Source organism: Actinosynnema sp. NPDC002837, assembly GCF_040295345.1.
Taxonomy (GTDB): Bacteria; Actinomycetota; Actinomycetes; order Mycobacteriales; family Pseudonocardiaceae; genus Actinosynnema.
In genome coordinates this window covers 1-21,718 of record NZ_JBEOVG010000037.1, presented here as the reverse complement: position 1 = coordinate 21,718, position 21,718 = coordinate 1, and the positions used below count along the sequence as shown (strand labels likewise).

The following is a 21,718-nucleotide window of genomic DNA, read 5'->3' as shown; positions in this document are numbered from 1 at the left end:
CGGGCTCGGGTCTGAGGCGCGCCGGGGTAGGCGCGCGGGCGCGTGTCCGGTGCTCCGGTGCAGGTCTACGGCCTGGAAGCGGTCCCGGTCGCGCCCAGGGCTAGGCTCGGCGGAGTGCCTCGCCTGATCGCTCTGAACGGTCCGCCAGGGTGCGGCAAGTCGACCATCGCGCGCCGTTACGCCGACGACCACCCGCCCGCGCTGGCGCTGGACGTGGACCGGGTGCGCGACCTGATCGCGGGCGACCTCGGCGAGGCCGGCCGCCTGGCGCGCGACATCGCCGTCGCCGCCGCCCGCGTGCACCTGACGTCCGGCCACGACGTGGTGGTGCCCCAGTTCCTCGGCCGCCCGGAGTTCCTGGACCGCCTCGCCGCCCTGGCGGCCGAGGTGGGCGCGGCCTACTACGAGGTCGTCCTGATCGACACCAAGGACAACGCGATCCGCCGCTTCACCGAGCGCGGCACGATCCAGGCCACCCCGGCCGAGCTCTCGGCCATGTACGACAACCTGCAAGCCGTCATCGCCGCGCGCGGCCCCACCCTCATCCGCTCCGTCGAAGGTGACCCGGCTCACACCTATGAGGCGCTCCTGGCCGTTCTGGACGCAGGGCAGGCGCGGGGTCAGGTCAGGGCGGTGGTGACGTAGGGGTCGGGGTCGGCGAGGATCGCGCGGACGGCGGTGGTCGCGGCGCCGCGCATGGCGGCCTCCGCGCCCAGCGACGAGGCGACCACCCGAACGGGTGACCACTCGGCGCTGACGACCCGCCGGTCCAGCTCGGCGTGCAACGGCTCCTGCAGCCACGGCTCCAGGCGGGCGTACGTGCCGCCCAGCACCACCGTCGGCAGGTCGAGCAGGTTCACCGCGCCCGACAGCGCCACGCCCAGCCATCGCGCCGCCGAGCGCACCGCGGTGGTGGCCGTCCGCTCGCCCGCGGCCAGCCTGACCAGCAGCTCGTCCACCCCCGACACGCCCGCCGCGCGCACGATCTCGTCCTGCCCGGCCAGCCGCTCCAGGCACCCGCGCGACCCGCACGCGCACCGCGGCCCGCGCGGGTCGACGGACAGGTGCCCGATCTCGCCGCCGAACCCGGACACGCCCTCGAACAGCGCGCCGCCCACCACCAGGCCCGCGCCGATGCCGATCTCGCCCGAGATGTGCAGGAAGTCGGTCGCCACGTCCCCGTGCCACAGCTCGGCCAGCGCGGCGAGGTTCGCCTCGTTGCCCACCAGCACCGGCACGTCCAGCTCGACCCGGCGGGTCAGCTCGCCCCGGACGTCCACCTCGCGCCAGCCCAGGTTCGGCGCGACCCGCAGCGACCCGCCGGCCACCTCCACCAGGCCCGGCACGGCCACGCCGACCCCGCCGATCGGCACGTCCTGCTTCGCCGCCGTGCGCACCGCCGTCGCCACCTTGGCCAGCACCCGGGCGGGGGAGGAGGCACGATTGTCGCTGGGCCGCACCCAGCGCGCCCGCACCCGCCCGGTGAGGTCGACCAGGCACGTGGCCAGGTAGTCGACCCCGACCTCCACCCCGAGCCCGTGCGGCCCGGTCGGCGAGAGGTGCAACGCCGTGCCGCGCCGCCCGGGACCGGATCTGGCCTGCGCCTCGCCCTCGGCCACGAGCCCGGCGCCGATCATCCGGTCGACCAGGCTCGACACGGTGGCCTTGGTCAAGCCCGTCCGGGCGGCCACGGCCGCGCGCGACGACCCGGGCGCCTCGGCGATGGCGTCGAGCACGAGGGCGGAGTTGTGCCGTCGCACGGTGTGCTGGCTCGCGGGCTGCGGTCTGGACACCACTGGATCCTAGCGGCTGAGTGCGATAAGTTCAGGCATCAAACTTATTGGAGGTGCCCTCGTGGACAAGTTCAGCTTCGGCCTGTGGACGGTCGGCTGGCCGGGACGCGACCCGTTCGGTGACGCGACCCGTCCGCCGCTGGACGCGCCGTTGGCGGTGCGCAAGCTCTCGGAGCTCGGTGCGTGGGGCATCACGTTCCACGACGACGACCTGTTCCCCTTCGGCTCCGACGCGGCCGAGGTGGGCAAGCGGGTCGCCGCGTTCCGCGCGGCGCTGGACGAGACCGGCATGGTCGTGCCCATGGTGACCACCAACCTGTTCACCCACCCGGTGTTCAAGGACGGCGGCTTCACCAGCAACGACCGCACGGTCCGGCGGTTCGCGCTGCGGAAGGTGCTGCGCAACCTGGAACTGGCGGCCGAGCTCGGCGCCGAGACCATCGTGATGTGGGGCGGCCGGGAAGGCTCCGAGGTCGACGCGGGCAAGCCCGTGTCCGCCGCCCTCGACCGCTACCGCGAGGCCGTCGACACGGTCGCGCAGTACTCGGTCGACCAGGGCTACGGCTTCCGCTTCGCGCTGGAGCCCAAGCCGAACGAGCCGCGCGGCGACATCCTGCTGCCGACGATCGGCCACGCGCTGGCGTTCATCTCGACGCTGGAGCACCACGAGCTGGTCGGCGTGAACCCCGAGGTCGGCCACGAGCAGATGGCGGGCCTCAACTTCGTGCACGGCATCGGCCAGGCGCTGTGGCAGGGCAAGCTCTTCCACATCGACCTCAACGGCCAGAAGGGCCCGCGCTACGACCAGGACTTCGTGTTCGGCCAGGGCGACCTGCTGTCCGCGTTCTTCCTGGTCGACCTGCTGGAGAACGGCGGCTACGAAGGGCCCCGGCACTTCGACTACAAGCCGCTGCGCACCGAGGACCTCGACGGCGTGTGGGAGAGCGCGGCGGCCAACATGCGCACCTACACGCTGCTGCGCGAGCGGGCGGCGGCGTTCCGGGCCGACCCCGAGGTGCAGGAGGCGATGAAGGTCAGCGGCGTGTACGAGCTGGCCGAGCCGACCCTGAACCCCGGTGAGTCGATCGAGGACTTCCTGAAGGGCGAGGACTTCGACCCGGACACCGCTGCCGAGCGCGGCTTCGGCTTCGTGCGCCTGGCGCAGCTGGCGACCGAGCACCTGCTGGGCGCGCGCTGATGGCGCTCGTCGCGGGCGTCGACTCGTCCACCCAGTCCTGCAAGGTTGTGGTCCGCGACGCGGACACCGGCGCCCTTGTTCGGCAAGGGCGTGCGACGCACCCGACGGGCACCGAGGTGCATCCCGCCGCCTGGTGGGACGCGCTCCAGACGGCCATCGCGGACGCGGGCGGCCTGGACGACGTGGCCGCCGTGTCGGTGGCCGCGCAGCAGCACGGCATGGTGACGCTCGACGAGGCCGGTGAGGTGGTCCGGCCGGCGCTGCTGTGGAACGACACCCGTTCCGCGCCGGCGGCGGCCGACCTCACCGCCGAGCTGGGCGGTCCGGACCGGTGGGCCGAGGCGATCGGCAGCGTGCCGGTCGCCTCGCTCACGGTGACCAAGCTGCGGTGGCTGGCGGCCAACGAGCCGGAGTCGGTCGCCCGCACCGCGGCGGTCTGCCTCCCGCACGACTGGCTGACGTGGAAGCTGGCCGGCGGCACGTCGCTGGACGCGCTGACCACCGACCGCAGCGACGCCAGCGGCACCGGGTACTGGTCTCCGTCCACAGAGGACTACCGACCGGACCTGCTCGAACTGGCCCTGGGCAAGGTCGTCGCGCTGCCGCGGGTGGTGGGCCCGGCGGAACTGGTCGACGGCCGGTTCGGCGCGGGCGCGGGCGACAACGCGGCGGCGGCCCTCGGCGTGCAGGCGCAGCCCGGTGACGTGGTGGTGTCCATCGGCACGTCCGGCACGGCGTTCGCGCGCTGGCCGAACCCCGTCGCCGACGGCACCGGCATCGTCAACGGCTTCGCCGACGCCGAGGGCGGCCACCTGCCGCTGGTGTGCACCCTGAACGCGTCCCGGGTGCTCACGTCGACCTCGTCGGTGCTCGGCGTCGACCTGGCGGACCTGTCGGACCTGGCCCTGACCGCGCCCGCGGGCGCCGACGGCCTGGTCTTCGTGCCCTACCTGGAGGGGGAGCGGACGCCGAACAAGCCCGACTCCACCGGCGCCCTGCACGGCATGAGGCTCGACACCATGACCCCGGCGCACCTCGCGCGCGCCGCGGTCGAGGGCCTGCTGTGCAGCCTGGCGGACGCGATCGACGCACTGCGGGCGCTCGGCATGCCGGTCACCCGCGTGCTGCTGATCGGCGGCGGGGCGCGCATGCCCGCCGTCCGGCAGCTCGCGCCCGCGATCTTCGGCTGCCCGGTCCTGGTACCGGCGCCGAGCGAGTACGTGGCCGACGGCGCCGCCAGGCAGGCGGCGTGGGCGGCGGGCGGCGCGGACACCCCGCCCCACTGGTCGGAACTGGCCTCGACCTCCGTCGAAGCCGACCCGACCCCGTGGGTCCGGGACCGCTACGCCTCGGCGCGCGACCTGACCGTCAACCGCTGACGCAAGGGGTGAAGGGGGCGCCTCCGGCCGCGGGGGCGCCCCCTTCACCACGGCGAGTCGCCGAGCACTTCCGCCACGACCCGCCGCGGCCCGTCGTCGCGGTCGTCGCCGTCGGCGAGCGTGATCAGGGCCTTCCACAACGCCCAACCACGCGCACGCGCCCACGTGGCGTCGTCCAGCCCGACCGCCTCGCGGAAGGCCCGCCTGCTCTCGCCCGAGAACATCGTCCAGGCGATCACGAGGTCGCAGGCCGGATCCCCGACCCCCGAGGTGCCGAAGTCGATCACCGCGGTCAACTTCCCGCCGTCGACCAGCAGGTTCCCGTGCGCGATGTCGCCGTGGAACCACACCGGCGGCCGCGACCACCCCGGCGCGTTCACCGCGTCGTCCCACACCGCAGCTGCCCGTGCGGTGTCGACGCGCCCTTCCAGCACGGCGAGCGCCCGCCGCGTGCCGTCGTCGTAGTGGCCCGGCGGCGCGCCCCGGTAGAAGCTGTGCGCACCGGCCCGCGGCCCCTCCGCCGCGTCGACCCGCTGCAACGCGCGGAGGAACTCGGCGATCGACTCCGCGAACGCCACCAGGTCCTCGACGCGCTCCGGCGACGCCGTCCGCCCGGCCAACCACCGCCGCACCGACCAGGGGAACGGATAGCCCGCGCCCGGCGCGCCCAGCGCCAGCGGCACGGGCACGGGCACCGGCAGCGACGGCGCGAGGACCGGCAACCACCGGTGTTCTTTCTCCACCGCCGGCGCGTAACCCTCGCCGGTGGGCAGCCGCACGGTCATGCCGTCACCCAGCCGGTACGTGCGGTTGTCCCACCCGTCGACCTCGACCGGCGTCACGGGCAGTCCGGCCCACTGCGGGAACTGGCTCGCGATCAGCCGCCGCACCAGCCCGGCGTCGATACCGGCACGACCGTCGCGCGGGGAGATGTCCACCATCCCGCCACCCTCCCGATCACCCCGCGTGCCGGGCAACGCATTTTCCGGTTCGGCGCGGGTATCCCGGCGGTTGGCCGACCGGATGCGGAGGTGCCCGTGATGAGGGCCGTGGTGCTCAACTGCACGTTGAAGAAGTCGCCCGACCCGTCCAACACGCAGATGCTGGCGGACGTCGTCGTCAAAGCCCTCGAACAGCGGGACGTGGAAGTGCGGACGTTCCGGGTGGTGGACCACGACGTGCCGCCGGGCGTCGTGACCGACCTGGGGGACGGCGACGAGTGGCCGGTGCTCCACGACGCGCTGCTCAACGCCGAGATCCTGGTCGTCGCCACCCCGACGTGGGTCGGCCACCCGTCGTCCGTCGCGCAGCGCGTGATCGAGCGGATGGACGCGATGATCTCCGAGCAGGACGACGAGGGCCGGCCGGTCGCGTACAACCGCGTGGCGGGCGTCGTGGTGACCGGCAACGAGGACGGCGCGCACCACGTGATCAGCGAGGTGGCCGGCGCCCTGGGCGACATCGGCTACACCATCCCGGGCCAGGCGTGGACCTACTGGAACATGGGTCCCGGGCCGGGCCCGAGCTACCCGGACACCGCCCACGGCCACGACTGGTCGAAGAGCACGGGTGAAGCCATGGCCGCCAACCTCCACGCCGTCGCCCAGGCGCTGGCGAAGTCCCCGATCCCGGCCCCGCCGTCGAGCGGCTGACACGTGCACGAACGTTCGTGCAGGTGGTGGCCGCTCAGATGTGCGACAGCGCGAACGCGCTGAGGAAACCGGCCACGGTGACCACGCCGACCAGCAGGTGGGCGTCGTCGAACGCCTCGGGGATCATGGTGTCGGCGATCATCGCCAGGATCGCGCCGCCCGCGAACGCCGTGATCGCGGCGAGCCACTGCGGCGGCGCGTCGGCGAGCAGGCCGCGGCCCGCCATCGCCGCCAGGCCGCTCACCAGCGCTATCGCGATCCAGAGGCCGAACACGTACGTCCGCGACCGACCGGCCTGCCGCATCCCCGCGGCCGAGGACAGCCCTTCCGGCACGTTGCTGACGAACACCGCCGCCACGGTCACCGCGCTCACCCCGCCGCCGCCGAGCAGGCTCGCCCCGATCACCACCGACTCCGGGATGCCGTCCAGCAGCGCGCCGACCGCGATCGCCGAACCCGACCCGCTCTGCTCGGACTCCGACGGCTGCAACCCGCCCGACCGCTTCCGGTGGCGCGCGCCGCGCTTGGCCAGCGCCACGTTCGCCGCGGTGTAGACCAGGGCGCCCAGCGCGGCGCCGGACGCCGTCGGCAGCAGTCCGCCCAGCTCGTGGGCCTCGTCGATCAGGTCGAACGACACCGCCGACATCAGCACGCCGCTGCCGAACCCCATCACCGCGGCGACCACACCTCGCGGCACCCGGACCAGGTAGCCCACGAGCGCGCCGAGCACCAGCGCCGACCCGGCCAGCAACCCCCACCCCGCCGCCTGCAACACCCGGCCTCCCCGTGTCGCACCCGGCCCGCGCGGGTACCCGACCGCCATGAGGATCGTCGTCACCGGCGCCACCGGCAATCTGGGCACCGCGCTCCTGCGCCGCCTCGCCGACGAACCGGACATCGCCGTGCACGGCACCTCCCGCCGTCCGCCGGGCGTCGAACCGCCCTACGACACCATCACGTGGACCCCGGTCGACCTCAGCCGCGAAGGCGCGGAGGAACCCCTCGCCGAGGCCTTCCGGGACGCCGACGCCGTCGTGCACCTCGCCTGGCGCATCCAACCGGGCCACGACGAGCGCCTCCTCTACCGGACGAACGTCGCCGGCAGCGAGCGCGTGTTCGCCGCGGTCGCGAAGGCAGGCGTCCCGCACCTCGTCCACATGTCGTCGGTCGGCGCGTACTCGCCGGCCTCGAAAGACCACACCGTGGACGAGACCTGGCCGACCGACGGCCTCGCGAACTCGTACTACAGCCGGCACAAGGCCGCCGTCGAACACCTGCTCGACCAGGTCGAACGCGAACAGCCCCGACTGGTCGTCACCCGCGTCCGGCCCGGCCTGGTGCTGCAACCGGCGGCCGCCGCCGAGATCAAGCGGTACTTCCTCGGGCCCCTGGTCCCGCACGCCCTGTTCCGGCCCGGCGTCCTCGCCAAGCTGCCCGTCCTGCCCCTGCCTCGCACGATGGTGCTGCAGTTCGTGCACGCCGACGACGTGGCCGACGCCCTGGTGAAGATCCTCACCACGCGGGCCGAGGGCGCGTTCAACCTGGTCTCCGAGCCGGTCGTGACGCCCCAGGTGCTCGCCGAGGTCATGGGCACGCGGCACGTGGCGATCCCGCCGGCCGTCCTCCGCAACGCCGCCCGGATCAGCTGGCGCCTGCGCCTGCAACCCACCTCGCACGGCTGGGTCGACCTGGCCCTCACCGCGCCGCTGCTGGACGCCACCAAGGCGTTCGCCCGGCTCGGCTGGGCGCCCCGGCACAACGCCCGCGACACCCTGGCCAAACTCCTGGAGGGCCTCGGCCGGAAGGAGGGCCTGCGCCCGAGCCCTCCGCTGAAGCCCTGACCGCCCGACCTCGTCAGTAGCCCTCGAACAGGTTCGTCCAGCCCATCACCTGGGCCACGACGAACGCCAGCGCCAGCAGCGTCACGACCAGCACGGCCACCAGCGTGATGATCGGGCCGCGCCGCGAGGGCATCGGCTGCGGGTGGGACAGGCCGGAGGTCTGACCCGAGTCGGGCGGTGTCTCGCCGGGCGCGACCCCGCCACCGGGCTCGAGACCGGGCGTGCGGTCCGGGTCCGGGTCGGGCGGTGTGGCAGTCATGCCGAGTGGACTACCCCGTGTCGACGGCGCTACCCGCGGCCGTGTGAAGACCCAGCCGTACGGGTAATCAGCACGCATGAGCGGTGTCCAAGACGAGTTGCTGCGCACGTTGACGAAAGTCGCCAAGGCCCTGCGCGCGCACGACATCCCCTTCGCCCTGGCGGGCGGGTGCGCGGTGTACGCCAGAGGCGGTCCCGCGACGGAGCACGATGTGGACATCCTGGTTCGGGAGGAGGACGCCAGTGCGGCGGTGAGCGCGCTCGTCTCGGTCGGCATGCGTGCCGCGACGCCGCCCGAGGACTGGTTGCTCAAGGTCTACGACGGCGACTCGCTCGTGGACCTGCTGTTCCGTCCCAACGAGGTGCCGGTGACCGACGCGACGCTGTCGCGGGCCGAGGAGCTGCAGGTCGGCTCGGTGGTGCTGCCGGTCATGCCGGCCACCGAGGTCCTGATCGGCAAGCTGCTGGTCCTCGACGGCCACCGCTGCGACTTCAGCGAGCTGCTGCCGTTCGCCCGCGCGCTGCGCGAGCAGATCGACTGGGAGCACGTCCGCGCGGCGACCAAGCACTCCCCGTACGCCGAGGCGTTCCTCGTGCTCGCCGAACGCCTCGACCTCCTGCCCTCACCGATGACCAGGAGCGCCTGATGACCGCTGAACAGTACCTCTCCGCCCGGCTGCGCCAGGCGTTGGCCGAGGACCCGCGCACCACCGAGCTGGGCGTGCGGGTCACCGTGCGCGGTGACCACGTGCTGCTGTCCGGTGACGTGGCCAGCCCGGAGCGCCGCGCCGAGCTCGAAGCCGTGATCCACGACGTGGCGCCGGAGTTGACCGTGCTCGACGACGTGAAGGTGGTGCCGTCCGACGCGCCGGTCGGCCGAGAGGAGCTTCGATGATCCGCATCGCCGCGGTGGGTGACGTGCACCTGGGCGAAGACGCGCGCGGTCGGCTGCGGCCCGCGTTGGACGAGCTGGGCGGCTGCGCCGACGTGCTGCTGCTGGCGGGCGACCTGACCCGGCACGGCACGGTGTCCGAGGCGCGGGTGGTGGCCGACGAGTTCGGCGGCCTGGCCGTGCCCGTGGTCGCGGTGCTGGGCAACCACGACCACCACGACGACAAGCCGGACGAGGTCACCTCCGTGCTCCGCGACGCGGGCATCACCGTGCTGGAGGGCGAGGCGACCACGATCGGCGTGGACGGCCACACGTTGGGCGTCGCGGGCGTGAAGGGCTTCGGCGGCGGGTTCGCCGGCAAGTGCGGTAGCGCGTTCGGCGAGCCGGAGATGAAGGCGTTCATCCGGCACACCAGCGAGATCGCCGACTCGCTCGCGGCGGCCCTCGGCAGCCTCGACACCGACGTGAAGGTGGCGTTGACGCACTACTCGCCGGTGCCGGACACGTTGCGCGGCGAGCCGCCGGAGATCTACCCGTTCCTCGGCTCGTACCTGCTCGGCGAGGCGATCGACGCCAACGACGCGCAGCTGGCCGTGCACGGGCACGCGCACTTCGGCAACGAGCACGGCATGACGCCCGGCGGCGTGCGGGTGCGCAACGTCGCGCAGCCGGTCATCCGGTCGGCGTACACGGTCTACTGCGTGGAACCAGCCGTGGTGGAGGTGTAGCCGCATGCAGGAGGAACCCAGGGCCGGCGGTCCGTCCGTGGTGTGGGCGGGCCCGCCCGACGCGCCGGCGGTGATCGTGCTCGACCCGGCCGGCGTCGGCAGGCACGGCGACCTGCCGGGCACGTGGCGGCCGTTGACCGAGCACCTGCAGGTCATGTGGTGCCGGCTGCCCGCGGCGGACGAGCCGTGGCACGAGGTGGACGAGGTGCTGTCGGAGTTCGCCGACCGCGAGGTGCCGGTGCACCTCGTGGCGGGCGCGGCGGCCGGCGCGGGCGTCGGGGAGCTGATCCGGCGGCACCAGGACCTGATCAGCTCCGCCCAGACGTTCGCCGCCCCCGTGCCGCTCGGGCACCCGGAGGTGGTGCTGGAGGTGCTGCGCGAGCTGCTGGCGCAGGACGTGGAGCCGCAGAGCGCGGAGGGGACCGACCGGGCGGTGAACGGCAGCCCTCCCGAGTCGGGCTCGCTGCTCGGCGACGCGGCCTCGGCACTGCGACGGTCGGTGGGACAGCTGTTCGAACGACTGAAGAACGGCTAGGACGGCCGGCAGAACACGGCCGGCAGAACACAGCCGGGAGGACACGGCTGAGGAATGCCGCCTGGAGGAACTCCTCGAAAGGCCCGCGGGTACCACGCACCCGCGGGCCTTTCGCATTCCAGGCCAGAAGCCCGACCGCCACCGCTGCGCTCCCACCCCCACTACTGCACTGGGCACGAAGAACTGCACTGGGCACGAAGAGGCCCCGCCGACCGGAGTCGGCGGGGCCTTCGCTTCACGTCGGTCGCGACGGTGGTCGACCGGGACGGTCAACCGTCGTCGACCGGCGGCCGGGGGTGGGGGATCGGAGGGTGTGACCGGCTCCGATCCCGTGGCTCCCGAACCGCCTTCGGGCTCATCGCAGCGGATCACCCGGGCGACCGGCGTCCGGCAGGTCGTGGCGCGTCTCGCCGGCCTGCGGCGGTCGGCTCACGTCACCCCGCCACGCGCCCGTCTCCAGGCCGCGGCCCTCGATGAACTCCTTGAACCGCTCCAGGTCACCGGAGACGCGGTGGCCGACCACGCCGACCGCCGCACCCGCCTTCTCGGTGAGCGTCTGCGGGTCGTACTCCATCTGCACGTGGACTCGCGTCCGCCGGTCGTCGAGCCGGTGGAACGTCACCACACCACCCTGCGGCGGACCGTCGACCGTGTGCCAGGCGACCCGCTCGTCGGGGTGCTGCTCGGTGATCTCGGCATCGAACTCCCTGGTCACACCACCGATCTTGGTGACCCAGTGGGTCCGGGTGGGAGTGACCTGGGTGATGCGCTCGACGCCCTCCATGAACCGCGGGAACGACTCGAACTGCGTCCACTGGTTGTACGCGGTCGTGACCGGGACCTCGACGTCCACGGACTTCTCGATCGTCGTCACTGCAACAACCTCTCCTCGGGGAATCGAGTTCGACATCCGGTTACCCGTCCGGGCGGCCTCACACACATTCGCTCCCCCGAAGGGTGACCGTGAGTAGCGCCTCTCGGAGAAGTGTTTGCTTCTCCTGCTACCGGCTAAGTCTCCTCTGTGGACCAGTACCCCGATGCGGTTCTCTTCGACCGCGACGGCACGCTCATCACCGACGTGCCCTACAACGGCGACCCCGAGCGGGTGCGCCCGATGCCCGGTGCGCGAGACGTCCTCCGGGTGCTCCGCGCGCACGGGGTCCGCACCGGGGTCGTCAGCAACCAGTCCGGCATCGGCCGCGGTCTGCTGACCCGCGCCCAAGTGGACGCGGTGAACGCCGAGGTCGAGGCCCGGCTCGGCCGGTTCGGCACGTGGCAGGTGTGCCCGCACCACCCCGACGACGGCTGCGAGTGCCGCAAACCCGCGCCCACCATGATCCTCCGCGCCTGCGCGGCCCTCGGCGCGCGCCCCGAGCGCACCTACTTCATCGGCGACATCGAGGCGGACGTCCAAGCGGCCCTGGCCGCCGGCGCGACCCCGATCCTCGTGCCCACGCCCGCCACCCTGCCCGACGAGGTCGACCGCGCGCCCCACACGGCACCCGATCTGCGGTCCGCGGTGGCGATGGTCCTATGAGGACACTGGTGGCCCGACTCGACAGCGACGGCGACGTGCTGCTCGCCGGCCCGGCCGTGCGCGCCGCCGCGCACGCGGGCGAAGTCGTGCTGCTGTGCGGTCATTCCGGCGCGCAGGCGGCCGAGCTGCTGCCCGGCGTGCGGCGCGTCGTGCGGTGGGACTGCCCGTGGATCGCCTACCCGGCGCCCGACGTCCGCACCCCGGACGTCGAGGGGATCGTCGCCCTGCTCAAGGGGATTCGCGCCGACGTGGCACTGGTCCTCACCTCCTTCCACCAGAGCCCGCTGCCGCTCGCCCTGCTCCTCAAGCTCGCCGGCGTGCCGAAGGTCGTGGCCCGCTCCACGGACTACCCGGGCTCCCTCCTCGACGTCCGGCTGCGCGACGACCCCGACCTCCCCGAAGCCGAACGTGCGCTGGAAGTCGCCCGCGCCGCCGGTTTCGAGCTCCCGCCGGGCGACGACGGGAAGTTGGCGATCACCACCCCACCGGAACCGGCCGAGATCGGGCCGTACGTCGTCCTGCACCCGGGAGCCTCCGTGCCCGCCCGCGCCTGGTCGCCCGACCGGTGCGCCGAGGCCGTCACGGCGCTCACCGAGGCCGGGCACCGCGTCCTGGTCACCGGCGGACCGGGCGAGACCGCGTTGACCAGGCACGTGGCCGGCACGCGCGGCGTCGACCTCGGCGGCCGGACGACGTTCGCCGAACTGGCCGGGCTGCTGGCCCGCGCGGACGCGGTCGTGGTCGGCAACACCGGACCGGCGCACCTCGCCGCCGCGGTCGGCACGCCGGTCGTGTCCTTGTTCTCACCCGTCGTGCCCGCCGGCCGGTGGGCGCCGCACGGGCCGCACGTGTTGCTGGGCGACCAGGGCGCCCCGTGCCGCGACTCGCGCGCACGCGAGTGCCCGGTGCCCGGCCACCCGTGCCTTGACCGGGTGACGGCCGACCAGGTCGTCACCGCCGTCGCCGAACTCGTGGGGGTGCGGACGTGAAGATCCTGCTGTGGCACGTGCACGGCTCGTGGACGAACGCGTTCGTCCGGGGCGGTCACGAGTACCTGATCCCCGGGCCGCCCCAGGGCATCGGACTGTCCGGGCGCGACTGGCCCGCCGCCCGCGAGGTCGACGTGTCCGAAGCCGACGCGGACATCGCGGTGCTGCAACGGCCGGCGGAGGTCGGCCTGGTGCCCGCCGGGATCCCGGTCGTGTACCTGGAGCACAACACGCCCAAGTACCCGAACCAGGCGCACCCGCTCAAGGACTGGTCCGGCACGATCGTCCACGTCACCCACTTCAACGACCTGATGTGGGACTGCGGCGCGACGCGCACCGTCGTGATCGAGCACGGCGTGGTCGACCCCGGCCCCCGGTACACCGGTGAGCTGCCCCGTGCCGCCGTCGTGGTCAACGAGCCGGTGCGGCGCGGCCGGGTGGTCGGCACGGACCTGCTGCCCCGGTTCGCCGAGGCGGCGCCGGTGGACGTCTACGGCATGAAGACCCGCAAGCTGGGCGCGATGGGGCGCGGCGACCACGACCTGGAGTCGCTGCACCGGGAACTGGCCCTGCGACGGCTCTACCTGCACCCGGTGCGGTGGACGTCGTTGGGGCTGTCGCTGATCGAGGCGATGCACCTGGGGATGCCGGTGGTGGCGTTGGCGTGCACCGAAGTGGTGCGCGCGGTGCCGCCGGAGGCGGGCGTGGTGTCCACCGACGTGGACGAGCTGGTGCGGGCCGTGTCCGAGTTGGTCGCGGACCCCGCGCTGGCCAGGCAGAAGGGAAAACAGGCCAGGGAGTTCGCCCTGGCCCGGTACGGGCTCGACGCCTTCCTGCGGAGTTGGGACCGGTTGCTGACAGGAGTGAGCGGATGAGGATCGCGATGGTGTCCGAGCACGCCAGCCCGTTGGCCGCCCTGGGCGGTGTCGACGCCGGCGGGCAGAACGTGCACGTCGCCGCGTTGTCGTCGGCGTTGTCGGCACTGGGGCACGACGTGGTGGTGTACACCCGTCGGGACGACCCCGGCCTGCCCGAGCGGGTGCGCGCCGAGCAGGGCTACGAGGTCGTGCACGTGCCCGCCGGTCCCGCCCGCACGGTGCCGAAGGACGAGCTGCTGCCGCACATGGGCGAGTTCGCCCGCTTCCTGGAGCAGCGGTGGTACGAGGAGCGGCCCGACGTCGTGCACGCGCACTTCTGGATGTCCGGCCTGGCCTCGGTGCTCGCGGCGCGCAAGGTCGGCGTGCCCGTCGTGCAGACCTACCACGCCCTGGGCACGGTGAAGCGCCGCCACCAGGGCGCCGACGACACCAGCCCGGCCGAGCGGATCGGCATCGAGCGGATGATCGGCCGCGAGGCCGACCGGATCGCCGCGACGTGCGACGACGAGGTGACCGAGCTGATGCGCATGGGCGTGCGGCGGTCGCGGATCTCCGTCGTGCCGTGCGGCGTGGACCCGGCCCGCTTTCGGCCCGACGGCCCGGCCGCCCGCCGCCGCCACCCGCACCGGATCGTCTCCGTCGGCAGGCTGGTGCCGCGCAAGGGCTTCCAGGACCTGATCACCGCGTTGCGGTCGTTGCCGGACACCGAGCTGGTCATCGCGGGCGGCCCGGTGGACGTCGAGTCCGACCTGGAGGCGCGGCGGCTGGCCGAGCACGCGGACCGCGTCGGCGTGCGCGCTCGGCTGTGGCTGGCCGGCCAGGTCTCGCGGGACGCCATGCCCGAGTTGCTGCGCTCGGCCGACGTGGTGGCGTGCGTGCCCTGGTACGAGCCTTTCGGCATCGTGCCGCTGGAGGCCATGGCGTGCGGCGTGCCCGTGGTGGCCAGCTCCGTCGGCGGCCTGATCGACACCGTGGTGGACGGCGTCACCGGCGTGCTCGTGCCGCCGCGCGACCCGTCCGCGCTGGCCCGCGCCCTGAACGCGCTGTTGACCGACCAGGCCCGGCGGGAGGCGTGCGGGCTGGCGGGCCTGGACCGGGTCGGCGTCCGCTACACGTGGAGCCGGATCGCCGAGGACACCGAACGCGTCTACGAGCGGGTCATGGCTCCGCGGGCCGTGGCCGTGGGAGGTGCGCGATGAGCGTCGAGACCCACCTCAACGGGCTGGCCCAGTCGCTGGCCGGGCTGCGCGCCCAGGCGCCGCGGCTGACCCGCTGGGGTGGCGTGCTGGCCCGCCGGCTCGCCGACGGCGGGCGGCTGCTGGCGGCGGGCAACGGCGGGTCGGCCGCCGAGGCGCAGCACCTGACCGCCGAGCTCGTCGGCCGGTTCCGCGACGACCGGCGGCCGTTCTCGGCGATCGCGCTGTGCGCGGAGTCCTCCAGCGTCACCGCGATCGGCAACGACTACGGCTACGAGGAGGTGTTCGCCCGCCAGGTCACCGCGCACGCCCGGCCGCAGGACGTGGTCGTGCTGCTGTCGACCAGCGGGCGCAGCCCGAACCTCATCCGGGCGGCGAAGGCGGCCAGGCGTGCGGGCGCGCACGTGTGGGCGATGACGGGCCCCGCCCCGAACCCGCTGGCCGAGGCGGTGGACGAGGTGCTGGCCCTGCCCGGCGAGCCCGCGAACGTGCAGGAGGCCCAACTGGTCGCGGTCCACGCGCTGTGCGCCGCGTTCGAGGCGGCGTTGGATGGCGCCGCCTCCGGGGTCGCTGGCTCGGTCGCCTGCCTGGAGCCGGAGTGGCCGCTCCGCGGCGGGCAGGCCGCCGGCGCCTGATTCCCCGACGATCGAGAGCGTGATCACCGGGAGACGAGTCGCGAACGACAGACGCGACCTCGCGGTGGTGGGAATGACCTGGAGGTGAAGAGATCGTGAAGCTGGTGGTCGTCGGCGACTCGCTGCTCGACGTGGACGTGCTCGGCACCGCCGAGCGCCTGTGCCCGGACGCCCCCGCGCCCGTCCTGGACGTGACCGGGGAACGCGCCCGACCCGGCGGCGCGGGACTGGCCGCCGCCCTGGCCGCCGCCGACGGCGTGGACGTCACGCTCGTCACCGCCGTCGCCGACGACGAGGACGGTCACCGGCTGCGTGACGAGTTGGCCCGGGTGCCGTCGGTGCTGGGCCCCTCGCCGACGCCGACCCCGGTGAAGACCCGGCTGCGCTGCGGCGACCAGTCGATCGCCCGGCTCGACCGCGGCGGCGGCCCCGGCACGCCCCACGCCACCGACGACATGCTCGACGCCGTCCTGGAGGCCGACTGCGTGCTCGTCTCCGACTACGGCCGCGGACTGGTGCGCGACGAACGGCTGCGCGCCGTGCTCGCCCGCCGCCCGGTGGTCTGGGACCCGCACCCGCGCGGCCCGGACCCGGTGCCCGGCGCCCGCCTGGTCACGCCGAACGCCGCCGAGGCGAAGGCGTTCAGCGGCCTCTCCGACCCGATGGACGCCCTGGAAGCACTGCGGGCCCGGTGGCGGGCACGGGCCGTCGTCGTCACGCTCGGCGCCGACGGCGCGCTGCTGCACGGCGGCGGCACGCCGGTCGCCGTGCCCGCGCCACGCGTGCCCGTGGTCGACCCGTGCGGCGCGGGCGACCGGTTCGCGGCGACGGCCGCGGCACGGCTCATGCAGGGCGCGGCGATGGACGACGCGGTCGCCGACGCCGTGACCTCCGCCGCCGAGTTCCTGCGCTGCGGCGGCGCGTCGGGCTTCCGGCCCGTGGACCGACTGTCCACCGTGGACGCGATACGGGCGCGCGGCGGCACGGTCGTCGCCACGGGAGGGTGCTTCGACCTGCTGCACGCGGGCCACGTCCGCACCCTGCGCGCCGCCCGGTCGCTCGGCGACTGCCTGGTGGTGTGCCTGAACTCCGACGCGTCCGTGCGCCGGCTCAAGGGCCCGGACCGGCCCGTCACCAAGGAGCAGGACCGGGTCGAGGTGCTGCGCGCGCTGGGCTGCGTGGACGACGTGGTGGTGTTCGAGGACGACACGCCGGAGCGCGTGCTGGCCGCCCTGCGCCCGGACGTGTGGGTCAAGGGCGGCGACTACACCGTTGATTCGTTGCCGGAGGCGGACCTGGTGCGGGGCTGGGGCGGGCGGACCGTCGTCGTGCCCTACCACCGGGGCCGCTCGACCACCGAGATGCTGTCGAGGAGGGGCTGATGCTCGGCCAGGTGTTGGTGACCGGAGGCGCGTCCGGCTTGGGCGCGGCCGTGGTGCACGCGGTGCACGAGTTGGGCGGGCAGCCGCTGGTGCTGGACAAGGCCGCGCCGGCGTCGTCGGAGGTGGCCGACTTCGAGTCGGTCGACCTGTCCGACACCAGGGCGGCGGAACGCGCGGTGAAGGCCATCGCCGAGCGCAACGGCGGCCTGCGGGCCGTCGTCACGGCGGCGGGCACGGACGCGTGCGGCCGGCTGGACGACGTGCCCGGCGCGGACTGGGACCGGGTGGTGATGGTGAACCTGCTCGGCACCGCGGCGGTGGTGCGGGCGGCGCTGCCCCTGCTGGAGGGCGGCCGGGTGGTGACCATCGCGTCCACGCTCGGCATCAAGGCGGTCAGCGACGCCACCGCGTACTGCGCCTCGAAGTTCGGCGTCGTCGGCTTCACCAGGGCGCTGGCCGCCGAGACCGCCGGGCGGGTCGGCGTCACGCTGGTGATCCCCGGTGGCATGCGCACGCACTTCTTCGACGACCGCGCGGAGCAGTACCGGCCGCCGGACGACAGCAAGTTGAACCCGCCCGAGCGGGTCGCCGACGCGATCGTGTTCGCGCTGCGCCAGCCCGAGGGCTGCGAGGTGCGCGAGCTCGTCGTCGCCCACGCCGAGGAGGGGTCGTGGCCGTAGCGTCCCGGCTCGACACGGGACGGGTGTTCGCCAAGGTGCTGCTGCCGACGCTGGCCAAGGGCGTGATCGTGCGCCGGCCGGCGGTGACGGCGATGGCCGAGAAGGCGCGGGTGGATGCCGCGGCGGTGGCCACCATGAGGCGGTTGCGCGCGCGGTACGGTCCGGAGCCCTTGCGACTGCGGGTGACGGGCCGCAGCGTCGCGCTGCTGCTCGACCCGGTGGACGTGGCGCGGCTGCTGGCCGACTCGCCGTCGCCGTTCGCCCTGGCCACCCGGGAGAAGACCGCCGCGCTGGCGCACTTCCAGCCGCACGGCGTGCTGATCTCGACGGGGGAGGAGCGGGCGCGGCGGCGCGCGGTGAACGAGGACGTGCTGCGGCCGGACAAGATCGACGTGCCGGGGATCGTGGCCGACGAGGCGGACCTGTTGCTGCGGCACGTCCGCAGCACGGGCGTGCTGACCTGGGACGCGTTCGCGCAGGCGTGGTGGCGGGCGGCGCGGCGGATCGTGCTCGGGTCGTTCGCGCGCGAGGACGTCGAGCTCACCGACCTGCTGAAGACGTTGCGCGGCAACGCCAACTGGGCCTACCTGCACCCGCGCCGGGACGCGCCGCGCGAGCGGTTCGAGCGGCGGTTGCGCGCGCACCTGGCCCGCCGCGAGCCGGGCAGCCTCGCGAGCCTCGGCTCACCGGAGGAGCTGCTGGGCCAGGCGCCGCACTGGCTGTTCGCGTTCGACGCGGCGGGCATCGTGACCATGCGGGCGCTGGCGCTGGGCGGCGAGGGCGAGGCCGGCATCTGGGAGTCGGCGCGGTTGTGGCCGACGACGCCGGTGATCCTGCGCGAGAGCACCGAACCCACGCGCTGGCACGGCGCCTGGCTGCCGGCCGGCACCACGTTCGTCGTGTTCGTGCCGTACTTCCACCGCGACCCGGACCGGTTGCCCTACGCCGACTCCTACGCGCCGGAGAACTGGCCCGCGCCGAACGACCCCGGGCTGGTGCCGTTCAGCGGCGGTCCGGGCATCTGCCCCGGGCGCGACCTCGTGCTGGTCGCCGGCGGCACGATGCTCGACGCCCTGCGCGAGCACCTGGACGTGCCGACGCTGCGCGCGCCGCTGCCCGTGACGCTGAACCACTTCGGGCTGTCCTTCGTCACCCGTAGTAATGGTTGAACCGCTCCTCCGTTGGGTACGTGGTGGCGGTGAGTCAGGCTGAGGAATCACACCAGCGGAGGTTGGCCCGCAACCTCAACGAGTTGCTGCAGGAACTGCGCGTGGCGCAGGCCGGCGTGCAGATCCTGTTCGGCTTCCTGCTGTCGATCGCGTTCACCGAGCGCTACGCGTCGGCCGGCGGCTACATCCGCGCCACCCACCTGATCACCGTCCTGTTCGCGGCGTGCGCCGTCGCGCTGCTGACCGCGCCGGCCGCCTGGCACCGGCTGCTCTTCCGCCGCGGCAGGCGGGAGGACGTGATCGAGGTGGCCAACCGCTTCGCCATCATCGGGCTGGCGTGCCTCGCGGTCGCCATGACGGGCACGATACTGCTGCTCGCCGAGGTCATCGTCGGGGGTTGGCCGGCCATCGTGCTCGGCGCGTTCGCGGCCGTGCTGTTCGGCACGTTGTGGTTCGCGTGGCCGTGGCGCGAGCGGAGCCGGGACACCATCGCGGACGACGACGTGGACGACGAGGACCGCATCGAGTGAGCGGGTCCGGTCAGCCCGTCTCGTCCGTGCGGTCGTGCGGCGCGCCGACGGGCTTGGACTCCGGCGATCCCCGCTGGCGCAGGTAGACGCTCAACACCACCATCGAGCCGATGGCCAGGAACTCGGACTGCCAGTTCTGCAGCGAGCGGTTCCAGAAGTCGGCCGACAGCACGTAGTCCCACCAGGTCACCGGGTCCTGGAAGGTGTTGAGCTGGTCGTTGTTGTACGCGCTGCGCCCGGCGATCGACTGGGTCAGCCACGAGCCGACGAACAGGCCGAGCATCACCAGGCCGAGCGAGTTCGAGTACAGCGCCGTGCGCCACCCGCCCGCCTTCGCCCACGGCGGCGACTGCTCCTTCACGTGCGCACCCAGCAGCTGGTCCTCGTCGGACTCCGCGCCCATGCGGCCGGCCGGCTTCGACTCGGGCGAGCCGCGCTGCATCAACCACACCGTGGCGAAGATGAACAGGAAGAACTGGAGGTACTCGGACTGCCAGTTCTCGGCCACGTCGACGGCGAAGTCCGACGACGTCACGTACTGCCAGAAGCCGATCGGGTCACCGCCGTCGGTGAGCCGGTGGTCGTTGAGGTCGGCGTTGCCGGAGAACGCCTGGCCGACCAGCGTCGCCAGGCACAGCAGGCCGAACACCAGCCCCAAGCCGTTGTCCCGCAGGAACCTCTTCACAGGCCCACCAGCCCGATGACGCTGAAGTACACCAGCAGGCCCAGCACGCCCAGCAGGTAGGCGTAGAACATCCCGCGCTGCGTCACGGTCCTCCCACCTCGCACTCGTAGGGCCGTTCACCCCGCGACTCGCAGCCCGCGCCCGACACCCGCCACCCGTCCGTCAGGTCCCGGAGGAACAGCACGTCGTCGGAGGTGCGGACCTGTGCCGCGTCACCCCAGACCTCGACTGATCGCACCGCCCCGCCGGGCACGTCGAGCGAGGAGCACTCCACGTCCTCGCGCGCGCGTTCGGTCAGCAACCCGCAGGCCCGGTCGGTGTCGCCCGAGGCGACCGCCGCGGTGAACTCCTCCGCCGCGCGCCGCGCCAGGTCGTCCGAGGCCGTGCCGCACCCGCCCACCACCAACACCGCCGGCAACGCCACGGCGGGCAACCACCGAAAGCGGATCATGGTCGGACGATAACGCCTCACGGGCGCAGCAGCACCTTGACGGCGTTGTCCTGCTTGCGCTGGAAGATCTCGTAGGCGTGCGGCGCCTCGTCGAGCGGCAGGTGGTGGGTGGCGAAGGAGTCCACGCCGAGCGGGTCGTCGTCGGTGAGCAGCGGCAGGATCTCCGGCACCCAGCGCCAGACGTTGGCCTGGCCCATGCGCAGCTGCACCTGCTTGTCGAACAGGGTCAGCATCGGCATCGGGTCCGCCATCCCGCCGTACACGCCGGACACCGAGATGGTGCCGCCGCGCCGCACGATGTCGATCGCGAGCCTCAGCGCGTGCAGCCGGTCGACGCCCGCGGTGCGCATGAACGGCGCCGCGATGGCGTCCGGGAGCAGGCCGACGGCCTGGTGCGCGAGCTTCGCGACCGGCGCGCCGTGCGCCTCCATGCCGACGGCGTCGATCACGGCCTCCGGCCCGCGCCCGCCGGTGAGCTCGCGGATGTGGTCGACCAGGTGGCTGTCGCGCACGTTGAGCACGGTCACGCCGTGCCCGCGGGCCCGCGCCATGCGCTCGGGCACGAGGTCCACGCCGATGACCGTCTCGACGCCGCGGTGCTGCGCGATCCGGGTCGCCATGTCGCCGATCGGGCCGAGCCCGAGCACGACCAGGCTGTCCCGGGTGCCCGCGTACTCCACCGCCTGCCACGCCGTGGGCAGCACGTCGGAGAGGTAGACGAACCGGTCGTCCGGCGGGCCGTCCGGGACCTTGATCGGCAGCGTGTTGCCGAACGGCACCCGCAGGTACTCGGCCTGCCCGCCCGGCACCTGCCCGTACAGCTTGGTGTAGCCGAACAGCGCGGCGCCCGACCCGTGCTCGCGCACCTGGGTCGTCTCGCACTGCGACTGCAGGCCGCGGTCGCACATGAAGCACGTGCCGCACGAGATGTTGAACGGCACCACGACGCGGTCACCCGGCGCGACCTCGGTGACCTCCGCGCCGACCTCCTCGACCACGCCCATCGGCTCGTGCCCGAGGATGTCGCCCTCGTCGATGAACGGACCCATCACCTCGTACAGGTGCAGGTCGGAGCCGCACAAGCCGGTGGACGTGATGCGGACGACGACGTCGGTCGGCTCCTTGAGGATCGGATCCGGCACGGTGTCCACGCGGACGTCCCGCTTGCCGTGCCAGGTGACGGCCTTCATCAGTGCTCCTCTGTTGGATTGCCGCTGCTCCGCAGACGGCGGCGAGGTCGCCGGGAAGTCGGTCGTTCGCGCCCTGATTCCCGACGATCGAAAAGCGTGATCGCCGGGAATGAGGACGCG

26 protein-coding genes are annotated in these 21,718 nt (G+C 73.5%); 18 read left to right on the top strand and 8 right to left on the bottom strand.

Annotation, left to right across the window (positions count from 1 at the left end; genetic code table 11):
• Positions 1 to 114: 114 nt before the first annotated feature.
• Positions 115 to 645 carry an AAA family ATPase gene (locus ABTZ99_RS24005; RefSeq protein WP_499614092.1) on the top strand — a complete coding sequence of 177 codons (531 nt, stop codon included), beginning with the start codon at positions 115 to 117 and terminating at the stop codon, positions 643 to 645.
• On the opposite strand, the gene ABTZ99_RS24000 is transcribed toward ABTZ99_RS24005, so the two are convergent.
• On the bottom strand, positions 621 to 1,793 hold the full coding sequence (locus ABTZ99_RS24000; RefSeq protein WP_498772655.1) for an ROK family protein: 1,173 nt from the start codon (positions 1,791 to 1,793) through the stop codon (positions 621 to 623). The two genes, ABTZ99_RS24005 and ABTZ99_RS24000, sit on opposite strands and share 25 nt — an antisense overlap.
• Before the next feature lie 61 nt (positions 1,794 to 1,854).
• Here ABTZ99_RS24000 and xylA point away from each other — a divergent pair, with 61 nt between their 5' ends.
• Positions 1,855 to 2,991, top strand: coding sequence for a xylose isomerase (gene xylA / locus ABTZ99_RS23995; protein ID WP_498772657.1), 1,137 nt, complete (start codon positions 1,855 to 1,857; stop codon positions 2,989 to 2,991).
• Positions 2,991 to 4,370 (top strand): xylulokinase, encoded by a 1,380-nt coding sequence (gene xylB / locus ABTZ99_RS23990; RefSeq protein WP_498772659.1) that lies wholly within the window; start codon positions 2,991 to 2,993, stop codon positions 4,368 to 4,370. Before xylA ends, xylB begins: the two co-directional genes overlap by 1 nt.
• A 44-nt stretch (positions 4,371 to 4,414) precedes the next feature.
• Here xylB and ABTZ99_RS23985 read toward each other — a convergent pair whose 3' ends face one another.
• Entirely contained in the window at positions 4,415 to 5,311 is an 897-nt protein-coding gene (locus ABTZ99_RS23985) for an aminoglycoside phosphotransferase family protein (RefSeq protein WP_499614088.1), read from the bottom strand.
• A 99-nt stretch (positions 5,312 to 5,410) separates the two neighbouring features.
• Between ABTZ99_RS23985 and ABTZ99_RS23980 the strand changes: the two genes are divergently transcribed.
• Positions 5,411 to 6,022, top strand: a complete 612-nt coding sequence (locus ABTZ99_RS23980) for a flavodoxin family protein (RefSeq protein WP_499614085.1) — start codon at positions 5,411 to 5,413, stop codon at positions 6,020 to 6,022.
• A gap of 34 nt (positions 6,023 to 6,056) precedes the next feature.
• Here ABTZ99_RS23980 and ABTZ99_RS23975 read toward each other — a convergent pair whose 3' ends face one another.
• Positions 6,057 to 6,845 carry a ZIP family metal transporter gene (locus ABTZ99_RS23975; protein ID WP_498772825.1) on the bottom strand — a complete coding sequence of 263 codons (789 nt, stop codon included), beginning with the start codon at positions 6,843 to 6,845 and terminating at the stop codon, positions 6,057 to 6,059.
• Between ABTZ99_RS23975 and ABTZ99_RS23970 the strand changes: the two genes are divergently transcribed.
• A complete protein-coding gene (locus ABTZ99_RS23970; protein ID WP_499614083.1) occupies positions 6,844 to 7,863 on the top strand; it encodes an NAD-dependent epimerase/dehydratase family protein in 1,020 nt (339 codons plus the stop codon). The genes ABTZ99_RS23975 and ABTZ99_RS23970 overlap by 2 nt on opposite strands.
• A 13-nt stretch (positions 7,864 to 7,876) precedes the next feature.
• Here the strand turns inward: ABTZ99_RS23970 and ABTZ99_RS23965 are convergent, their stop codons facing one another.
• The gene (locus ABTZ99_RS23965) at positions 7,877 to 8,122 is read right to left on the bottom strand and encodes a DUF6480 family protein (RefSeq protein WP_498772667.1); all 246 of its coding nucleotides are present in this window, start codon (positions 8,120 to 8,122) and stop codon (positions 7,877 to 7,879) included.
• Positions 8,123 to 8,198: 76 nt separating this feature from the next.
• Between ABTZ99_RS23965 and ABTZ99_RS23960 the strand changes: the two genes are divergently transcribed.
• Genes ABTZ99_RS23960 through ABTZ99_RS23945 form a run of 4 tightly spaced genes read left to right on the top strand, consistent with a single transcriptional unit; the run spans position 8,199 to position 10,276 of the window.
• On the top strand, positions 8,199 to 8,768 hold the full coding sequence (locus tag ABTZ99_RS23960; protein ID WP_498772669.1) for a nucleotidyltransferase family protein: 570 nt from the start codon (positions 8,199 to 8,201) through the stop codon (positions 8,766 to 8,768).
• Positions 8,768 to 9,016, top strand: coding sequence for a BON domain-containing protein (locus ABTZ99_RS23955; protein ID WP_461120832.1), 249 nt, complete (start codon positions 8,768 to 8,770; stop codon positions 9,014 to 9,016). The genes ABTZ99_RS23960 and ABTZ99_RS23955 overlap by 1 nt, the downstream gene beginning before the upstream one ends.
• The gene (locus ABTZ99_RS23950) at positions 9,013 to 9,741 is read left to right on the top strand and encodes a metallophosphoesterase family protein (RefSeq protein WP_498772671.1); all 729 of its coding nucleotides are present in this window, start codon (positions 9,013 to 9,015) and stop codon (positions 9,739 to 9,741) included. Before ABTZ99_RS23955 ends, ABTZ99_RS23950 begins: the two co-directional genes overlap by 4 nt.
• Before the next feature lie 4 nt (positions 9,742 to 9,745).
• Positions 9,746 to 10,276 carry a hypothetical protein gene (locus ABTZ99_RS23945; RefSeq protein WP_499614078.1) on the top strand — a complete coding sequence of 177 codons (531 nt, stop codon included), beginning with the start codon at positions 9,746 to 9,748 and terminating at the stop codon, positions 10,274 to 10,276.
• A gap of 355 nt (positions 10,277 to 10,631) precedes the next feature.
• On the opposite strand, the gene ABTZ99_RS23940 is transcribed toward ABTZ99_RS23945, so the two are convergent.
• Entirely contained in the window at positions 10,632 to 11,150 is a 519-nt protein-coding gene (locus tag ABTZ99_RS23940) for an SRPBCC family protein (RefSeq protein WP_498772675.1), read from the bottom strand.
• A 147-nt stretch (positions 11,151 to 11,297) separates the two neighbouring features.
• Between ABTZ99_RS23940 and ABTZ99_RS23935 the strand changes: the two genes are divergently transcribed.
• The 9 genes from ABTZ99_RS23935 (at position 11,298) to ABTZ99_RS23895 (ending at position 19,272) form a co-directional block, all read left to right on the top strand.
• Positions 11,298 to 11,813 (top strand): D-glycero-alpha-D-manno-heptose-1,7-bisphosphate 7-phosphatase, encoded by a 516-nt coding sequence (locus ABTZ99_RS23935; RefSeq protein WP_498772677.1) that lies wholly within the window; start codon positions 11,298 to 11,300, stop codon positions 11,811 to 11,813.
• Positions 11,810 to 12,802, top strand: a complete 993-nt coding sequence (locus ABTZ99_RS23930) for a glycosyltransferase family 9 protein (RefSeq protein WP_498772679.1) — start codon at positions 11,810 to 11,812, stop codon at positions 12,800 to 12,802. The genes ABTZ99_RS23935 and ABTZ99_RS23930 overlap by 4 nt, the downstream gene beginning before the upstream one ends.
• The gene (locus ABTZ99_RS23925; protein ID WP_498772681.1) at positions 12,799 to 13,677 is read left to right on the top strand and encodes a glycosyltransferase; all 879 of its coding nucleotides are present in this window, start codon (positions 12,799 to 12,801) and stop codon (positions 13,675 to 13,677) included. Before ABTZ99_RS23930 ends, ABTZ99_RS23925 begins: the two co-directional genes overlap by 4 nt.
• Positions 13,674 to 14,879 (top strand): glycosyltransferase, encoded by a 1,206-nt coding sequence (locus ABTZ99_RS23920; protein WP_499614072.1) that lies wholly within the window; start codon positions 13,674 to 13,676, stop codon positions 14,877 to 14,879. Before ABTZ99_RS23925 ends, ABTZ99_RS23920 begins: the two co-directional genes overlap by 4 nt.
• Positions 14,876 to 15,511, top strand: coding sequence for a D-sedoheptulose-7-phosphate isomerase (locus ABTZ99_RS23915; RefSeq protein WP_498772685.1), 636 nt, complete (start codon positions 14,876 to 14,878; stop codon positions 15,509 to 15,511). Before ABTZ99_RS23920 ends, ABTZ99_RS23915 begins: the two co-directional genes overlap by 4 nt.
• Positions 15,512 to 15,603: 92 nt before the next feature.
• Complete coding sequence (gene rfaE2 / locus ABTZ99_RS23910) at positions 15,604 to 16,893, top strand: D-glycero-beta-D-manno-heptose 1-phosphate adenylyltransferase (RefSeq protein ID WP_498772827.1); 1,290 nt, start codon at positions 15,604 to 15,606, stop codon at positions 16,891 to 16,893.
• Positions 16,893 to 17,573, top strand: coding sequence for an SDR family oxidoreductase (locus ABTZ99_RS23905; RefSeq protein ID WP_498772687.1), 681 nt, complete (start codon positions 16,893 to 16,895; stop codon positions 17,571 to 17,573). Before rfaE2 ends, ABTZ99_RS23905 begins: the two co-directional genes overlap by 1 nt.
• Positions 17,564 to 18,742, top strand: coding sequence for a cytochrome P450 (locus ABTZ99_RS23900; protein ID WP_499614067.1), 1,179 nt, complete (start codon positions 17,564 to 17,566; stop codon positions 18,740 to 18,742). Before ABTZ99_RS23905 ends, ABTZ99_RS23900 begins: the two co-directional genes overlap by 10 nt.
• A 29-nt stretch (positions 18,743 to 18,771) precedes the next feature.
• Entirely contained in the window at positions 18,772 to 19,272 is a 501-nt protein-coding gene (locus tag ABTZ99_RS23895) for a DUF6328 family protein (RefSeq protein WP_498772691.1), read from the top strand.
• Positions 19,273 to 19,282: 10 nt separating this feature from the next.
• Here the strand turns inward: ABTZ99_RS23895 and ABTZ99_RS23890 are convergent, their stop codons facing one another.
• The 3 genes from ABTZ99_RS23890 to ABTZ99_RS23880 all read right to left on the bottom strand — a co-directional run bounded on the left by ABTZ99_RS23890 (position 19,283) and on the right by ABTZ99_RS23880 (position 21,598).
• Complete coding sequence (locus ABTZ99_RS23890; protein ID WP_498772693.1) at positions 19,283 to 19,957, bottom strand: DUF6766 family protein; 675 nt, start codon at positions 19,955 to 19,957, stop codon at positions 19,283 to 19,285.
• 82 nt (positions 19,958 to 20,039) lie between these two features.
• Entirely contained in the window at positions 20,040 to 20,408 is a 369-nt protein-coding gene (locus ABTZ99_RS23885; protein ID WP_498772695.1) for a hypothetical protein, read from the bottom strand.
• A gap of 17 nt (positions 20,409 to 20,425) precedes the next feature.
• The gene (locus tag ABTZ99_RS23880) at positions 20,426 to 21,598 is read right to left on the bottom strand and encodes a zinc-dependent alcohol dehydrogenase (protein ID WP_498772697.1); all 1,173 of its coding nucleotides are present in this window, start codon (positions 21,596 to 21,598) and stop codon (positions 20,426 to 20,428) included.
• Positions 21,599 to 21,718 lie beyond the last annotated feature (120 nt).

Excerpts from the sequence above, each read along its gene's own strand:
- xylB (WP_498772659.1), top strand. The coding sequence starts at position 2,991 with ATGGCGCTCGTCGCGGGCGTCGACTCGTCCACCCAGTCCTGCAAGGTT.
- ABTZ99_RS23985 (WP_499614088.1), bottom strand. The coding sequence starts at position 5,311 with ATGGTGGACATCTCCCCGCGCGACGGTCGTGCCGGTATCGACGCCGGG.
- ABTZ99_RS23980 (WP_499614085.1), top strand. The coding sequence starts at position 5,411 with ATGAGGGCCGTGGTGCTCAACTGCACGTTGAAGAAGTCGCCCGACCCG.
- ABTZ99_RS23970 (WP_499614083.1), top strand. The coding sequence starts at position 6,844 with ATGAGGATCGTCGTCACCGGCGCCACCGGCAATCTGGGCACCGCGCTC.
- ABTZ99_RS23975 (WP_498772825.1), bottom strand. The coding sequence starts at position 6,845 with ATGGCGGTCGGGTACCCGCGCGGGCCGGGTGCGACACGGGGAGGCCGG.
- ABTZ99_RS23965 (WP_498772667.1), bottom strand. The coding sequence starts at position 8,122 with ATGACTGCCACACCGCCCGACCCGGACCCGGACCGCACGCCCGGTCTC.
- ABTZ99_RS23960 (WP_498772669.1), top strand. The coding sequence starts at position 8,199 with ATGAGCGGTGTCCAAGACGAGTTGCTGCGCACGTTGACGAAAGTCGCC.
- ABTZ99_RS23955 (WP_461120832.1), top strand. The coding sequence starts at position 8,768 with ATGACCGCTGAACAGTACCTCTCCGCCCGGCTGCGCCAGGCGTTGGCC.
- ABTZ99_RS23950 (WP_498772671.1), top strand. The coding sequence starts at position 9,013 with ATGATCCGCATCGCCGCGGTGGGTGACGTGCACCTGGGCGAAGACGCG.
- ABTZ99_RS23945 (WP_499614078.1), top strand. The coding sequence starts at position 9,746 with ATGCAGGAGGAACCCAGGGCCGGCGGTCCGTCCGTGGTGTGGGCGGGC.
- ABTZ99_RS23930 (WP_498772679.1), top strand. The coding sequence starts at position 11,810 with ATGAGGACACTGGTGGCCCGACTCGACAGCGACGGCGACGTGCTGCTC.
- ABTZ99_RS23920 (WP_499614072.1), top strand. The coding sequence starts at position 13,674 with ATGAGGATCGCGATGGTGTCCGAGCACGCCAGCCCGTTGGCCGCCCTG.
- ABTZ99_RS23915 (WP_498772685.1), top strand. The coding sequence starts at position 14,876 with ATGAGCGTCGAGACCCACCTCAACGGGCTGGCCCAGTCGCTGGCCGGG.
- ABTZ99_RS23905 (WP_498772687.1), top strand. The coding sequence starts at position 16,893 with ATGCTCGGCCAGGTGTTGGTGACCGGAGGCGCGTCCGGCTTGGGCGCG.
- ABTZ99_RS23885 (WP_498772695.1), bottom strand. The coding sequence starts at position 20,408 with ATGATCCGCTTTCGGTGGTTGCCCGCCGTGGCGTTGCCGGCGGTGTTG.
- ABTZ99_RS23880 (WP_498772697.1), bottom strand. The coding sequence starts at position 21,598 with ATGAAGGCCGTCACCTGGCACGGCAAGCGGGACGTCCGCGTGGACACC.